Origin of the sequence: Saccharopolyspora ipomoeae (assembly GCF_029952525.1) — a bacterium.
Taxonomy (GTDB): Bacteria; Actinomycetota; Actinomycetes; order Mycobacteriales; family Pseudonocardiaceae; genus Saccharopolyspora; species Saccharopolyspora ipomoeae.
The window spans coordinates 45,393-60,584 of the sequence record NZ_JASAOF010000023.1 but is presented as its reverse complement, the minus strand read 5'-3'; the positions used below and the strand labels follow the sequence as shown (position 1 = coordinate 60,584).

General features: G+C 71.9%; 14 protein-coding genes. 3 read left to right on the top strand and 11 right to left on the bottom strand.

The window, feature by feature from the left end; translation table 11 throughout:
* The first annotated feature begins 258 nt into the window (after positions 1–258).
* Positions 259–846, top strand: coding sequence for a DUF1097 domain-containing protein (locus QFW96_RS25505; RefSeq protein ID WP_281458266.1), 588 nt, complete (start codon positions 259–261; stop codon positions 844–846).
* Between the two features lie 60 nt (positions 847–906).
* Here the strand turns inward: QFW96_RS25505 and QFW96_RS25500 are convergent, their stop codons facing one another.
* Positions 907–2,292 carry a hypothetical protein gene (locus QFW96_RS25500; RefSeq protein ID WP_281458265.1) on the bottom strand — a complete coding sequence of 462 codons (1,386 nt, stop codon included), beginning with the start codon at positions 2,290–2,292 and terminating at the stop codon, positions 907–909.
* A 238-nt stretch (positions 2,293–2,530) separates the two neighbouring features.
* Between QFW96_RS25500 and QFW96_RS25495 the strand changes: the two genes are divergently transcribed.
* Positions 2,531–3,211, top strand: coding sequence for a haloacid dehalogenase type II (locus QFW96_RS25495; protein WP_281458264.1), 681 nt, complete (start codon positions 2,531–2,533; stop codon positions 3,209–3,211).
* The gene (locus QFW96_RS25490) at positions 3,208–3,960 is read left to right on the top strand and encodes an SDR family NAD(P)-dependent oxidoreductase (protein WP_281458263.1); all 753 of its coding nucleotides are present in this window, start codon (positions 3,208–3,210) and stop codon (positions 3,958–3,960) included. The genes QFW96_RS25495 and QFW96_RS25490 overlap by 4 nt, the downstream gene beginning before the upstream one ends.
* 316 nt (positions 3,961–4,276) lie before the next feature.
* Here the strand turns inward: QFW96_RS25490 and QFW96_RS25485 are convergent, their stop codons facing one another.
* Genes QFW96_RS25485 through QFW96_RS25440 form a run of 10 tightly spaced genes read right to left on the bottom strand, consistent with a single transcriptional unit; the run spans position 4,277 to position 15,162 of the window.
* Positions 4,277–5,737, bottom strand: coding sequence for an ABC transporter ATP-binding protein (locus QFW96_RS25485; protein WP_281458262.1), 1,461 nt, complete (start codon positions 5,735–5,737; stop codon positions 4,277–4,279).
* Entirely contained in the window at positions 5,734–6,531 is a 798-nt protein-coding gene (locus QFW96_RS25480; protein ID WP_281458261.1) for an ABC transporter permease, read from the bottom strand. Before QFW96_RS25480 ends, QFW96_RS25485 begins: the two co-directional genes overlap by 4 nt.
* Complete coding sequence (locus tag QFW96_RS25475) at positions 6,528–7,466, bottom strand: ABC transporter permease (protein ID WP_281458260.1); 939 nt, start codon at positions 7,464–7,466, stop codon at positions 6,528–6,530. Before QFW96_RS25475 ends, QFW96_RS25480 begins: the two co-directional genes overlap by 4 nt.
* On the bottom strand, positions 7,463–8,998 hold the full coding sequence (locus tag QFW96_RS25470; RefSeq protein WP_281458259.1) for an ABC transporter substrate-binding protein: 1,536 nt from the start codon (positions 8,996–8,998) through the stop codon (positions 7,463–7,465). Before QFW96_RS25470 ends, QFW96_RS25475 begins: the two co-directional genes overlap by 4 nt.
* A 31-nt stretch (positions 8,999–9,029) precedes the next feature.
* Positions 9,030–9,800 carry a class I SAM-dependent methyltransferase gene (locus QFW96_RS25465; RefSeq protein ID WP_281458258.1) on the bottom strand — a complete coding sequence of 257 codons (771 nt, stop codon included), beginning with the start codon at positions 9,798–9,800 and terminating at the stop codon, positions 9,030–9,032.
* Entirely contained in the window at positions 9,785–11,059 is a 1,275-nt protein-coding gene (locus tag QFW96_RS25460; RefSeq protein WP_281458257.1) for an MFS transporter, read from the bottom strand. The genes QFW96_RS25465 and QFW96_RS25460 overlap by 16 nt, the downstream gene beginning before the upstream one ends.
* Positions 11,056–12,066 carry a dipeptide epimerase gene (locus QFW96_RS25455; RefSeq protein WP_281458256.1) on the bottom strand — a complete coding sequence of 337 codons (1,011 nt, stop codon included), beginning with the start codon at positions 12,064–12,066 and terminating at the stop codon, positions 11,056–11,058. The genes QFW96_RS25460 and QFW96_RS25455 overlap by 4 nt, the downstream gene beginning before the upstream one ends.
* Positions 12,063–13,112, bottom strand: coding sequence for a PLP-dependent cysteine synthase family protein (locus tag QFW96_RS25450; RefSeq protein ID WP_281458255.1), 1,050 nt, complete (start codon positions 13,110–13,112; stop codon positions 12,063–12,065). Before QFW96_RS25450 ends, QFW96_RS25455 begins: the two co-directional genes overlap by 4 nt.
* The gene (locus tag QFW96_RS25445) at positions 13,109–13,909 is read right to left on the bottom strand and encodes a Rossmann-like domain-containing protein (protein WP_281458254.1); all 801 of its coding nucleotides are present in this window, start codon (positions 13,907–13,909) and stop codon (positions 13,109–13,111) included. The genes QFW96_RS25450 and QFW96_RS25445 overlap by 4 nt, the downstream gene beginning before the upstream one ends.
* Entirely contained in the window at positions 13,906–15,162 is a 1,257-nt protein-coding gene (locus tag QFW96_RS25440; RefSeq protein ID WP_281458253.1) for an ATP-grasp domain-containing protein, read from the bottom strand. The genes QFW96_RS25445 and QFW96_RS25440 overlap by 4 nt, the downstream gene beginning before the upstream one ends.
* Between the last annotated feature and the right edge of the window lie 30 nt (positions 15,163–15,192).

Here is a 15,192-nt window from a genome sequence, read left to right as displayed (position 1 = left end):
TCCGCGAGGACGGTGGCCGGTTCTTCGCGCACGTGTTCACATTCCGACACCCGCAATGCGAGAAGTTCTACAACGGAGCCACTTTCGTTGTACGGAGTGGGCGCACCGGGCCTGTGAGTGGAAGTCTGACAACGACCCGCTGGTCGGTTTTCCGTCCGACGCCGCTCACCCGGTGTCCCGCACGTTCACGAACCGATGTGCGAGGCGAGTGCGCACGACGAGGTTGGTCAAAGGAGTCGACCTTCAAGAGGAGCAGCAATGAAGTCCATTCCCCTGTGGGTGGCCGTGCCGGTGACCGTCGCTGTCGCCCTCCCCTTCGGACTGTGGCTGGGCACGTGGTCGCTGCCGTTGTGGCTGGCGTTCATCGTGTGGGCCGAGTACTTCGCCCTGGGCGCGAGGCCGACGGTGCTCCGCATCGTGGTCCCGTCATTCCTGAGCGGTGTGGTCAGCGCGGCGATCGCGCTGATCTTCTCGCTGCTCGTCGGAACGGTCGTGGGCAACGCCGCGATCGTCACGAGCGGTGACGTGTCGTGGTTCGTAGGCCTGCCGGTGGCCCTCGTTCCGCTCATCTACGCGATGCAGTTCCTGCCGTTCGCGCGGGACACCGGGACCCTCCCCTTCTTCAACGGCCTGTCCATGGGTCTGGCCACGTTCTTCATCGGGATCTACACGAACTTCGGAGGCCTGGCGCTGCCCGCTGACAGCGTGCTCCTGCCGCTGATCACCTCGGTTCCCGCGGTGCTGGGCGGACTGCTCGGCGCTTTCCTCGGATGGTTCAACGTCGCCATCATGACGCCCTTCGGCCGCCGAGCACCCCAGGAGGCCGAAACGTCCGTCGACGCCTGACCTCCCGTCGCGCACGCCGAGCAGCCGCCCGCATCCCTCGGCCACCGAACGCGGTGAGAATCAGGGTCGCGGGAAGCGGCCTTCGCCGCGGCGGCCGACGAGGCCGGCGACCAGTTCTCGCAGCTCGTCCTCGGTCTGGGCCGCGCTGATGCGGGCGTTGTAGTCGCTTTCCACTTTGCGCAGGAAGTCCGGCCAGGGCTGGGGGAACTCGGCGAGGTTGACGTAGCGCTGGTTGTCGCGCAGCTTGCCCGCGCCGATCTTGTCCTGCTTGTGTCCGTGGACGCTGGACTCGGGGTTGGCGGTGGCCTCCGTCGAGCGCCAGTTGTGCACGTGACCGACCGGGCTGTCGTGGTTGCCGGGCGCGAGCGTCTCCAGCCCGACCTCCAGGGAGCCCGCCCTGGTCGACCGCGGCGGTGTGTAGATCAGCAGCAGGTGGCCGTGCGCCCCGTTGGGCATGATCAGGTCACCGTTGCAGTCGAGATTGCCCTTGCCGCCCATGCCGGCGTCCAAGCCCCTCACCAACACCTGGTGCTGCTTCAAGCGGGGCAACAAGTTGCGGACCGTGGCGGGCCAGCCGCCACGCTCCTTGAACGCCCCTTCACTGCCGCCTCGGTCGTCGCTGATGGACATGTGGTGGCTCGCGTACGTCCGTTCGGTGACGTGCTCGGGGAGCTCGCCCTGCGCGTCGGCGATCTCCAGCCACTCCGCCAGTTCGTAGCGCCCGGGCCCGTCCTGCGACAGCGGCGGGATGCGGATGTTGACCCGGCCCCCGTGCGCGAGCGCCCGCGCCACGTCGCCCTCCCGGTAGTCAATGTGCTCCGCCCCCGGGGCCGGCCGGATCTTCAGGCCGTTCTGCAGGATCAGGAAGACGCGGGTCAGCAGTTGTTGCGCGTGGGCCTGCTTCTGCTGCTCGGCGGTGGCACCCTCCCCGGACGGTTCCTGCGGGTGCAGGGTGTCGACGAAGGCGTTGCGGATCTGCTCGTCCCGCTCGGCGTGCAGCGGTGCTCGCTCCTCCGCGGGCTGCGCGTTCGCGGTGAGCGTGCGGCCGAGGGTGTAGGCGGGACTGTCCTGCCGTCCCTCGCGCACCCTCTCGCGGAATTCCAGGGTGGCGATGAGCAGGCGTCGGCCCGGGGGCAGCTGCAACCAGTCGTGGTACTTCCCGTTGCGGGCGTAGGACGCGGCGTCGTCATAGGTGCCTACCCCGGCCGATTCCAGCCAGCCCCGGCGCTGCTCCTTGATCACCCGAACCTCGTCGTCGCTGAAGAGCGGCCCCTTCTTCAACCGCTGCAGCAGATCGGATCTCAGCCGCTGGGCGCTGACCAGCCTCCCCAACCACCAGGCCTCGTCCGGCGCGGCCACCGACCGCTCCCCCGCCCGCTGCACGGCAACCGCCGTGGCCCGGTTCCCGGCCTTCCGCTGCAGCGCGAGCAAATCCTCCGGCGCCACACCCGAAGCGCTCCGCCGCAGGTCAAGGGCAGGACGGGACGTGCCGGCCCCCTCCATCCGGCTGTCCTGCCGACGTTCCGTGTTCCGCGCGTTGCCCATCCGCTCCAGCTTCACGATCACTCCCGCACACCACCAGGCACCGAAGGGCAGAGGTGCGGGCAGATCGCTCACTGGCGTGGTGCCGTGCGGGCGGGTACGAATCGTTCGAGGCTTCATCTCGATCTGGGAGGGGATCGTCATGCCCACGCGACCGCAGGTGGTGGCGTTCGACGTGGTGGAGACGCTCATGGCGCTGGAACCCTTGCGGCCGCGGTTCGCCGAGGCCGGGTTGGCGCCTGAGCTGGTGGAGCGCTGGTTCGACCGGTTGTTGCGGGACGGGATGGCGTTGAGCCTGGCCGGTGACTACGCGGACTTCCCCACGGTCGCCGCGTCCGCGCTGCGGACCCTCTCGCGGGGGCGGATGAGCGACGCCGGGGTCGCGCACGTGCTCGCCGGGTTCGGGGAGCTTCCCGCGCATCCCGACGTCGAACCGGCCATGCGCACGTTGGCCGACGCCGGTATCTCGATGGTCTGCCTGAGCAACGGCACCGCCGAGACGACGACCGCGTTCCTGGAGCGCACCGGGCTCGCCCACCACGTCGACCGGGTCATCAGCGTGGCCGACGTCCGCAGCTGGAAACCGCCGGTCCACGTCTACGAGCACGCCCTCGACCAGCTCGGCCGGGCTCCGCACGAGGTCGCCCTGGTCGCCGTGCACGCCTTCGACTGCCACGGCGCGAAACGCGCCGGGCTCACCACCGGGTGGGCCGGCCGCCTGGAGGGCCACTACGCCGAGGTGTTCGCTCCCGCGGACATCGTCGGGGACGACCTCGTCGAGGTCGCCCAGCAGATCGCCGCAACCGCTCAGGAGGAACGGTGACCGACCTCTTCACGCTCAACGGCAGGAACGCGATCGTCACCGGTGGCGCGCAGGGCATCGGCGAGGCCATCGTGCTCGCGCTCCGCGACGCGGGCGCGCGCGTGTTCATCTGCGACGTCAACCCCGACACCGGCAGAGCGGCGGCCGAGCGCCACGGGGTCGAGTTCGTGGCGGGCGACGTCACCGACCCGGACAGCGTGGAGGCCGCGTTCGAGCACGTCGTGGACGCGGGAGGTTCCGTCGACGTCGCGGTGAACAACGCCGGCATCGTGCACAACCACCCGAGCGAGGAACTCGATCCCGCCGACTGGCGCCGGGTCATGGCCGTCAACCTCGACGGCGTCTTCTACTGCTGCCGAGCCGCGGGCAAGCGGATGCTGGCGCAGGGCTCCGGCAGCATCATCAACACCGGCAGCATGAGCGGGCACATCGCCAACCACCCGCAGCCCCAATCCGCCTACAACACCGCGAAAGCGGGCGTCATCCACCTCACCAAGTCGCTGGCGGGCGAGTGGTCCGGGCGCGGTGTGCGGGTCAACTCGATCTCCCCCGGCTACGTCGGCACCGACATGACCAAACGCGGCCTGAGCAACGAGGAGTGGCGCCGCGTCTGGCTCGACGACACCCCGATGGGCCGGGTCGCCGAACCCCGCGAGATCGCCCCGGCGGTCCTCTTCCTCGCCTCCGACGCGAGCAGCTACTGCACCGGCACAGACCTCGTCGTAGACGGCGGCTACACGGTCTGGTGACCGGGTTTCTCCCGTCGTCAGGCTGATCACCCGGGGCGGGGCCGCTCCGGGGGCCGAGTCCTGGGCAGTGGACAGTTTCAGCCATAATCACCCATGATCGATGCCCGAATTGTCCGGACAGTTATGGCTAAAACTGTCCACTGGTGACCAAGGCACGAGGCGGTGGGGCACCACTCCGGGTGAGGCTCCGCGATGAGCGCCGTGGCCGCCGTTGAGGTCGGTAAGAGGTTGCCGTTGAGGTCGGTAAGAGGTTGCCGTTGAGGTCGCGGAAGAGGTTGCCGTTGGGGTTGGGGGCTTCCTCGAGGGACGGGGAGTTCTAGGTGCTGCCCGGGTTTTGGGCCAGCGGGCGGGCCGGGCGGACCAGGTCGGCGGTGGCCGGGTGCTGCGGTGATTCGAGGACGTCGGTGGTGGGCCCGTGCTCGACGGCGCGGCCTTCGTGGAGGACCAGGGTCCGGTGGGTGAGGGCCGCCACCGCGCGGACGTCGTGGGTGATCATCAGCAGCGCGCAGCCCGTGTTCGCCTGCAGCTCGGTGAGCACGCGCAGCAGGTCTTCGCGGTGGCGGGCGTCGAGCCCGGAGGTGATCTCGTCGCAGATCAGCACGTCCGGTTCGGCGAGCGTCGCGCGCACCAGGGCGGCGCGCTGCAGCTCACCGCCCGACAGGCCCGAGGGCAGGCGTCGGGCGGTGGGTTCGGGGAGGCCGAGCGCGGCGAGTTCGGCGGTCGCGCGGGCTCGGGCCCCGTCGCGGTCGGTGCCGCGGAGTCGTTCGGCGGTGCGAGCGACCTGGTGCAGGACCGGGGTGAACTCGTCGAACGAGGCGCGGGAGTCCTGGAAGACGTACTGGACGCGGGCCAGCTGCTCCCGGGTCCGGCGGCGCAGCACGGGTGGGAGCGGGTGGTCGTCGAGCAGGACCTCGCCGCGGAAGCGGTGGAGCCCCGCCAGGCAGCGGGCCAGGGTCGTCTTGCCGCTGCCGGACCGGCCCAGCACCGCCACCCGCTCCCCCGCCGCGACGTCCAGGTCGATGCCGTGCAGGACGTCGGCGCGTCCGTGCGCGGCGCGCAGGCCGCGCACCCGCAGGATCGGCTCGTTCGAGTTCGCCTGCGGCGTCGGCAATCCTGGCGGCAGAAGGTCCACTTCGGACTCGGTCAGGTGGCCGTCGGCGAGGGTCAGGACGCGGTCGGCGATCTCGCGCACCAGCTCCAGGTCGTGGGTGAGCAGCAGGATCGCGATGCCCTGCTCGGCCGTCGCGCGCAGCTCGGCCGCCAGCTGGGCGCGGATCACCGGGTCCTGGCCGGTCGTGGGCTCGTCGGCGATGAGCACCCGGGGCCGTCCGATGAGCGCCTGGGCCAGCACCACGCGCTGCTGCTGGCCGCCGGAGAGCTGGTGCGGGTAGCGGCGCAGGTACCGGTGCCCGTCGGGCATCTGCGCCTGCCGCAACGCCTCCAGAACCCGCTCGCGGACCTGCGGTTTCGGCACGTGCAGGCGGGCGATCTCGGCGAGAACCGAACCCACCCGGCGCACCGGGTTGAGGGCGGCGGAGGGCTGCTGCGGGATGTGACCGACGGCGCCCGGCTCGGACGGGATGCCCTCGACCTCGCCGGACACCCCGATACCCGCCGGGGTGTCGCCGAGCAGGACGCGGGCCAGGGTCGTCTTCCCGCTGCCGGATTCGCCGACCAGCGCGGTGATCTGCCCGGCCGGCAGGGTGAACGACGCGCCCGCGAGCAACGTCCGCTCCCCTGCCGAGATCGTGATGTCGTGTGCGGCGACAGCGGTCACCGTGCCTCCAAGAAGTTCACGTCGCGGTGGCGGAGCCAGCGGTCGAACAGCAGGTTCACCCCGACCGACAGCCCCACGATCAGCAGCGCGGGCACGACCACCGCCCACGGTTGCAGGAACAGGCCGACGCGGTTCCGGTCGACCATCGCCGCCCAGTCGCTCACACCGGGGGCCACGCCGACGCCGAGGAAGCTCGCCGAGGCCGCCAGGTAGACCGCGCCGGTCAGCCGGGTGCCCAGGTCTGCGGCCAGGGTGCGGCGCATCGCCCGGGCCACGTAGCGGATCGCGATGCGGGCGCGGTGCTCGCCCTGCAGGCGCATCGCCTCCACGGCGGGCCGGGTCGACAGCGACAGGGCGGCGGCGCGGCTGATGCGCACCACGTCGGGCAGGTTGATCAGCACCACGACGCCGACCAGCACCCACGTGTTGCCCGGGGCCAGCGCGGCCAGGAGCAGAAGCATCAGCATCGACGGCAGCGCCAGCAGCACGTCCAGCGGCCGCATGAGGATCTCGTCGAGGACGCGGCTGCGGGTCATGCCCGCGATCAGGCCCATCGGCACCGCCAGCAGGTAGGTGCAGGCCGTGGCGGTCAGTGCCGTGACGACCAGGGTGCGGCCGCCGCGCAGCACCTCGTCGGTGACGTCGCGGCCGAGGAAGTCGGTGCCCAGCAGGTGCCCGCCGCCGAGCAGGAACGCCACGTCCTTGGTGGTGTCCTCGGAGGCGAACAGCGGTCCGAGCAGCGCCAGCAGCACCGGCACCGCCACCAGCGCGCCCGGGAGCAGGTACTTGGTCATCGGCCCACCTCCGAGGTCGGTGACAGGGCGCGGGCGGTGATGTCCGCGCCGAGGTTGACCAGCACCGTCGTGCAGGCGAACACCAGCGCCAGCCCCTGCACGACCGGCAGGTCGCGGGCCGAGACGGCGTCGAGCAGCGCGGTTCCCAGGCCGGGCACCACGAAGATCGCCTCGACCACGATCACCCCGCCCAGCAGCCAGTCGGCGGTGCGGGCCAGCTGCTGCACCGCGGGGGCGGCCGCGTTGGGCAGCACGTGGAACACGCGGATCCGCGTCGGCGAGAGACCGAGGCGCCGGACGTGCTCCACGTGGGGGGCGCGTTGGGCGTCGATCGCGCCCGCTCGGACGAGCCTGCTCAGCGAGCAGATCGGGCGCAACAGCAGGACCAGCACCGGAAGCACCAGCAGCGCCGGGTTCGCGGTGAGCGAGCCGCCGACGGCCGTGGGCGGGAACCAGCCCAGCTGGACGGCGAACACGGTGACCAGCAGGACCGCCATCGCGAACTCCGGTGCGGCGTAGAGGCCGAGGGTGGTGCTGGTGATCGCCCGGTCCAGCCGCCCGCCCTCGCGGCGTGCGGCCAGCATCCCGAGACCGGTGGCCAGCGGGATCAGCAGCGCCAGGGCCAGGACCGCCAGCAGCAGGCTCGGGCCGAAGGCCGAGCCGATGACCTCCGACACCGGGCGCGGCGCCACCAGGGACGTGCCGAGGTCGCCGTGGGCGGCGGCCGCCAGCCACTCCGCGAAGCGCTCCCCGACCGGCCGGTTCAGGCCGAGCTGCTCGCGCAGCCCGGCGATGACCGCCGGGTCGGGGTTGTCGCCCGCGATGGTGACCGCCGCGTCCCCCGGCAGTGCCTCGGTCAGCGCGAACACCCCGGCCGCGACCAGCAGGACCTGCACCACGCCGAGCAGCAACCGGCGGGCGATGTAACCGATCACGCCAGCCACACCTTGTCGAACCGCGCCCAGTGCAGAGTGTTCGCCGGTGAGCGCTCGTCGATGCCGCCCACGTTGGGCGCCGAGCCGACGATCCAGTCGGACACGCCCCACCAGAGGAAACCGCCCTCGTCGAACAGCTGCCGCTGCATCCGGGTGTAGAGCTCGGCGCGCCGGGCTTCGTCCGCTGTGGACTGGGCGGTGTCGTACAGCTCGTCGAACTCCGGCCGCCGCCACGCGGTGTTGTTGGTGGTGGAGCCGCTGAGCAGGCGCTGCGAGAAGTGCGAGTCCAGCGGCATCCCACCGGACCGGTAGCTGGCCAGCACGCCGCTCTTGTTGATGTCGGACCAGTAGGTGTCCTTGTTGCCCAGCTTGACGTTCAGGTTCAGGCCGATCTCGCGGGCCTGGTCGCTGATGGCCAGCGCCGCCTCCTTCAACCCGGTGGAGGCGTCGGAGGTGTCGAAGTCGATGGTCATGCCCTCGGCGCCCGCCCGGCGCACCAGGTCGCGGGCGCGGTCGAGATCCTGCCTGCGCTGCGGGAACTCGGCGTAGTAGCGGTACCCCTGGCCGTAGACGTCGTTGCTCACCTGGCCGGAGCCCTGCAGCACCGACCGCACCAGCTCCTCCCGGTCGACGAGGTGGAACATCGCCTGCCGCAGCTCCGGCCGGTCGAACGGCGGGCGGTCGACCTTCATCGCCAGGCCCTGGAAGTTGCTCAGCGGCAGCCGCACCACCCGGATCTGACCGCCGGCCTCGTAGGTGCGGGCGCTGGTGAGGGTGAGGTCGTTGGCGTAGTCGACCTGCTTGCCCAGCAGCGCGTTGACGCGGGCGGCTTCGTCGTTGGTGACCACGATCTGCAGCTCGTCGAGCAGCGGCGCGCCGTCGAAGTAGTCCGGGTTGCGCGCGCCCAGGAACGACCGGCCGGGTTCGAAGGAGGTGAAGCGGAACGGTCCCGACCCGATCGGGCGGGAGAAGTCGGTGGTGCCCTCGGGGATGATGTAGGCGCCGAGGGTGGCCAGCGCGTTCGGGAACTCCGCGTAGGGGCGCTTGAGGCGGAACTCGACGGTGCGGTCGTCGATCGCGCGGCTGTTGGGCAGGTCGATCACCGAAAGGCTCGACTTGGCGCGCCTGCTGCTGCCCGGTTCGGTGATGCGCGCGTAGCTGGCGAGCACGTCGGCCGCCCGCACCGGCCGCCCGTCGTGGAAGGTGGCCTGGCGCAACGTGATCCGCCAGGTCTGCAGGTCGGCGGAGGGCTCCCAGCGCTCCGCCAGGCGCGGTTGCGGGGACATGTCGTTGCCGTAGTCGGCGAGCTTGTCGTACAGGGCCTTCGCGCGGGCGATCTCGACGTAGAGGTCGCTGTCGTGCGGGTCGAGGACCTCGGCGGAACCGCCACCCGCGAAGGCCGCGCGTAACCGGCCGCCGGGCCGGGGCGCGCCCGCCCGGGGACCTCCGCTCGGGCCGCAGCCCGCGAGCAGGGCGCCGGTGGTGGCGGCACCGGCCAGGCCGAGGAAGCGTCGTCGGTCGAAGGTGAACATCACAGGTCTCCTGCTCCGTCGGGGGTGTGCGTCAGATGCGGCGGGCGACCAGGTGCAGCCGGTCGCCGGACATGCGCTCGGACAGCTCGGCGTCGGCCGTCCACGGGGTGTCGGTGCGCGGGCCGGGCTCGTCGAACAGCGCGAGGACCTCGAAACCGGTGCGGGCGGCGAAGTAGCGCAGCTCCTGCGGGAACAGCAGCCGCCAGGCCGAGCGCTGTTCGAGCTCGTCGCCGTCGGGCAGCCGCCAGCGGCGTTCGCGGCGCAGCAGCTGCGCGGCGTGGTCGATCCACAGCCGCGTGCGGGAGCTGTAGGACCGCCCGTCGTGGTGCAGGGTTCGTTCGGCGACGCCGTCGAGGAGTTCGGTGCTGCCGAGGAAGAACGCGCCGTTGCGGGCTTCGGCGACGAGCAGCCCGCCGGGTCGCAGGTGGTCGTGGCAGCGCCGGAGGAACTCCTCCAGCTCGGCGTTGTCGTGGCAGTACAGCAGCGCGCTGTCCAGGCAGGTGATCACGTCGAACCCGCCGGGCAGCGAGAACTCGCGCATGTCGGCGACGACGAACTCCGCGTCCGGGCAGTGCCGCGCGGCGTGGGCGATCATCTCCGGCGAGTTGTCCAGCCCGGTCACCCGGTAGCCCCGGCGGGTCCAGAACCGGGCGTCGCGGCCGGTTCCGCAGCCCACGTCGAGCAGGTCGGTGCCGCCGCCGAAGCGGCGCGCGACGTCGTCGACGAAGCGGGCCGCGACGTGCTCGGGATCGGGGAACCAGGCCTCGTAGACGGCCGGGTTGTCGGTCAGGAAGTTCGGCACGAGGTCTCCTCGTTCGTGGTGGGGCGCGGGCCGATGCCGCTGCGCCGGTGCAGCGCCAGCACGGCCGCGGCCGAGGCGAGGCCGATGGCCAGGCACAGCGCCGAGGGCAGCCACGGCACCTCGGCCCCGGCCAGGTCGGTGGCCCAGCCGATGAGGGCGTTGCCGCCCGCGGCGGTCAGCCCGGAGGCCAGGTAGAACACGCCGAAGTAGGTGCCGGAGAGCTCGTCGCGGCCGTAGGCGGGGATGAGCTCGTAGGCGAAGGGCTGCGCGAGCATCACCCCGACCGACAGCGCGAACGCGGTGACCAGCACCGGGCTCAACCGCAGCACCAGCTCCCCCGTCGAGCTCGCCGGCTGCGCCGGGATGGCCGTCGCGGCGATCGCGGTGACCGCGAAACCGCCGCCCATCACGGCCAACCCGGTGGCGATCGCCCTCCCCCGGCTCCAGCGGCCGTCGCACCAGCGGGTGATGCGCACCTGCAGCGCGAGACCGGCGACGGTGGTCACCAGGAAGATCACCGACACCGACACTGCCGTGCCGGTGAAGCGCGAAGCGAGCATCGGCAGCACCAGGTACAGCTGGTTCTGCAGCGCGAACAGCCCGGTCATCGCACAGGTGAACAGCACGAACCGCCGGTCGGTGAGCACCTCGCGCCAGTCCGCCAGCAGCGTCGTGCGCGGCGTGGGCACCTCGCGGGCCGGCAGCACCAGGACCTGGGCGACGGTGAGGACCGCGAAGATCAGCGCGGCGCAGATCGCCGAGACCTGGAAGTCCACCAGCAGCAGGGCGCTGCCCAGCAGCGGGCCGATCAGCATGCCGGTGTTGGCGAAGACGTTGAACATCGAGAACATCTCCGCGCGCCGCTCACCGGCCTCGTGGCTGAGGTAGGAGCGCACGGCCGGGTTGAACAGCGCGCCCGCCAGCCCGGACAGCACCGAGGCCGCCAGCAGCACCGGCAGCGACGTGCCGAACGCGAACAGCCCGAACCCCACCGCCCGCAGGGCGCACCCGGCGATGATGACGCCGCGCGCCCCGAGCCGGTCGGAGGCCGACCCGCCGAGCAGGAACAGGCCCTGCTGGCTGAGGTTGCGCACCCCCAGGATCACGCCGATGACCGCGGCCGATAACCCCAGGTCGTGCCCGAGATACCCGGCCAGGTAGGGAATCAGCAGGTAGAAGGCGGTGTTCACGCCGAGCTGGTTGATCAGCAGCACCTGCACGGCCAGCGGGTAGCCGCGGAACAGTCGCAGCGCGCTCACGCCGGACGCACCCCGAGACCGACGAGTCCGGCGATGCGCAACGTCCCGCTCTCCCCGCCGAGCCCGGTCCACGGGTCGCGGGCCAGCAGCAGGTGCCCGTCGAGGTCGACCCAGCGGGCCGCGCCCGCCAGGTGCACGGCGGGCGCGATCCCCAGCGAACTGGCGACCTGGCAGCCCAACATCACGTCAATATCCAAATCCCTTGCGGTATCGATGATTTCGAGCGCCGCGCGCGGGCCACCGCACTCCGGGAGCTTGATGTTGACGCCGTGCACCCGCGAACCCAGGCGCCGGACGTCTCCGGGGGTGCGGGCGTCCTCGTCGGCGATCACCGGGACCGGCGAGTCCGCGGCGACCTCGGCGAGCAGGTCCGGGGTGCCCGAGGCGATGGGCTGCTCCACCGCCTCCACCTCGAACTCCGTTGCGGCGCGCAGCATCCGACGGGCCTCGTCGGGCTGCCACGCCCCGTTGGGGTCGAGCAGCAGGCGGGCGTTCGGGGCGGCGTCGCGGATCGCCGCCACCCGGGCGAGCTCGTCGGCACCGGTGCCGAGCTTGACCTTGAGCACCTCGAACCCCTGCCCGACCAGCCCGGTCGCCTCGGCCACGGCCCGCTCGGCGGAGGTGATGCCGATCGTGCGCGCGGTCGGCACCGCACCCGGTGCTGCGACGCCGAGGAGTTCGTGGACGGCGATGCCGCGGCGGCGCGCGACGAGGTCGTGCAGCGCCGCGTCGAGCGCGGCCCGCACCCCCGGCGAGACCTGCGGCAGATCGGTGACCAGCGCTTCCTCCGGGGTGAGCGCGGCCAGCGCCGCGCGCGCCCCGGTCAGCTCGGCGTCGATGCGCGCCACGTCGAGCTCGTAGTGGACGCTGGTGACGACCTCGCCGTGGCCGAGCTCGCCGTCGTCGTCGAGGATCACGGTCACCGCGTCGCGCTCGGCCATCACCGACCGCGAGATCCGCAGCGGCTCGCGCAACGCCAGGCCGCTCGCTCGCCAGTCGAGCCTCAAGCGGGCACCTCCATCGTCATCAGCGGGTCGAAGACCGTCCGGCAGCGGGTCCAGCCCGTCGCCTCCACCTCCGGGCGCGCCACCTCGATCGGGCGGGTGGCGACCGGGGCGTCCAGCAGTCCCCGCGCGCGGCAGTAGTCGTCGTCGAACACCGTGCCCAGGTAGCGGTGCGGGCCGTCGGGGAACACCGTCACCACGTTCGCGCCCGGATCCACCCGCGCCGCCCACGCGGACACGAGAGCCACCGCGCCGGTGCTCCAGCCGCCGGTGACGAAGGCGTTGCGCGCCAGCTCCCGGCAGGTCGTGACCGCCTCACCGGCGCCGACCCAGTGCACCTCGTCGAACTGCGGGTAGTCGACGTTGCGCGGGTGGATGCTGCTGCCCAGCCCGCGCATCACCCTCGGGCGGTTCGGCTGGCCGAAGATCGTCGAGCCCACGGTGTCCACGCCGATCAGCCGCACCTGCGGCCACCGGCGGCGCACCGTGCGGATCATCCCGGCGCTGTGCCCGCCCGAGCCGACGCTGCACACCAGGACGTCGACCCGGTCGAGCTGGCGGCAGATCTCCGCGCCCATCTCCGCGTACCCGGCCGGGTTGTCCGGGTTGTTGTACTGATCCGGCCAGTACGCGCCGGGCAGCTCCCGGCAGATCTCGCGCACCCGGTCCAGGCGCGCCTGCTGCCAACCGCCCTCGGGATGCGGCCGGTCGACGATCTCCAGGCGCGCGCCGTGGGCGCGCAGCAGCGCCCGCATCCCGGGTTCGAGCTCCTCGTCGACCACCAGCACGATCGGATGGCCGAGCGCGTTGCCCGCGAAAGCCAGTCCCACGCCCAGGGTTCCGCTCGTCGACTCCACCACCGGCGCACCGGGCCGCAGCTCACCGCGAAGACGGGCGCCGCGCAACATCGACAGCGCGGCGCGGGCCTTCATCCCGCCCGCGCTCAGGCATTCCAGCTTCGCCCAGAAACCCGGGTGGGTCCGGGGAAGCGGCGCCGAGACCCGGGCGAGCGGCGTATCGCAGACCAGGTCGAGCAGGTCCGGATTCATGCGGGTTTCTCCTCCGAGTAGCGGTAGAGCAGGCTCGGGCCGCCGTCGAGCCAGAAGAACGGGTACGGCTCGGCCGACACGGCGGTGACCCCGGATCCCAGGAAGCGCGGCAGCACACCGCTACCGGTCTGGGCGAACAGCACCAGGGGTTGTCCGGTGTCGCGGGCGTGGGTCAGCAGCGGGTCGAAACTGCCGTTGCCCAGCACCATCCCGGAGGCCAGCACGGCGTCGCACTCGCCCAGCACCGCCTCGGCGTCGGCGTGCACCGGCTCGCCCCACTCGGTCCGGCCGCCCTTGTAGTCGCAGGCCAGGTAGTCGACGCCGCGTTCGCGCAGGTGGTGCAGCAGCGAGTTGACCACGCCGATCACCAGCACCCGCCGCACCGGTGGCAGCAGATCGACCACGATTTTCGCCCGGTGCAAGGACTTCTGCAGCGAACCGCCGCGCCCGATCACCACCTCCTCGGCGTGCCGGTGGTGCGGGCGCATCGACTGGAGGTAGCCGTCGAGCGCCGCCACGCGCACCGCCGTCGACGGGTGGCGCAGGAGTTCGGCGACGGGCGTGCCGACGCAGTCGAGCACGACGTCCTCGGTGAGCTCACCGGGTTCCACCGCGCACGAGCCGACGGCGTCGCCGACGCGCAGGCTCAGCACGTGGTTGCGGTAGGAGGTGCTGCGGGAGGCGTGCCGGACGCCCTGCTGGGTCAGGAAACCCACGCTGACCTCGGCTTCGCCGATCTCCTCGCCGTGCTGTCCCCCGTGGACTTCGTCGATCAGGGCTGCCAGCGACAGGTTCACGCGGCGTCCTCGTAGCGCACGTCGAGACCGGAGACCAGCAGCTCGGCGTGCGGGCGCGCCGCACCCGGCCGGTCGCTGGTCACCATCACGTGCCCCAGGTAGTTGTTGTTGCTGGTCGCAGCTCCGGCGTGGTGCCCGGCGGGCTTGATCCGGTAGTCCACCACCGCCGGGTCCTGCAGCGCGTCCGCACCACCGATCTCGGCGATCGGGCCGGTCTTGGGCGGCAGCAGGAACGAGATGGCCGCGCTGGCCGCGCCGGTGTCCACCGGGGTCAGGTCGGGCTTCTCCCCCAGCGCGACCTGCGCGTGGACGGCGGCGAGGTCGATGCCGGTGACCCGGCGGATCAGCTCGGTGATCTGGTTCCCGGCGGGCCTCGGGTTGACCTCGACGATCTTCGGGCCGTCGCCGGTCAGCTTGATCTCGGTGTGGCACACGGTGTTGTCCAGCCCCAGCGCCTCGATCGCGGCCACCGCCGTCGCGGAGACGGCTTCGCGGGTGTCGTCATCGAGGGCGGCCGGGAACATGTGGCCGGTCTCGACGAACCACGGTGCGCCGGCGACGCTCTTGTCGGTGACGCCGACGACCGTGGTCCGCCCGCCGAAGGTGACCGTCTCCACGCTCACCTCGGCACCGGTCAACAACTCCTCCAGCAGCACCACGGGACTGCGCTGCTGGCCGCGAGCGTTGACCGGAAACCCTTGCAGCGCCTCGAACGCCTCGCGCAGCTCGGCCTCGGATTCGACCTTCCGCACGAACATCCCCGCGCACAGGTCCACCGGCTTGAGCACCAGCGGGAAGCCCATCGCCGCGGCGGCCTCCTCCAGCCCGCGCAGCGTCTCGGCCAGCGCGAACGCCGGGCCGGGCGCACCGGCCTCGCGCAGCGCGCGCCGGGTGCGGTCCTTCGAGCAGGCGGCTTCGACCGATTCCGGCGCGGGGCCGGGAAGTCCGAGCCGCTGCGCGATCCGCGCCGCGGTGGGCAGGTAGTAGTCGCACGAGGTCGTGACGCCGTCGAAGCCCAGCACGGGCTGCAGGCGCTCCAGGTGCGGCAGCAGCACGTCGAGGTCGTTGGTCTCGCAGGTGAGCACGTTGTCCGCGCCGAGCAGCGGGTGCGGCCCCGGTCCGGGCGCGGATCGCAAGTAGTGCTGCAGATCCCGGGTGACGAAGCTGAACCGGTGTCCCTCCTCGTGAATCGCCCTGGGGAGCAACGTGCTCATCGCCCCGACCCAGCTCTCCACCAACAGCAGGTGACTCACCAACGACTCCCATCCCGACGATTGCACTGC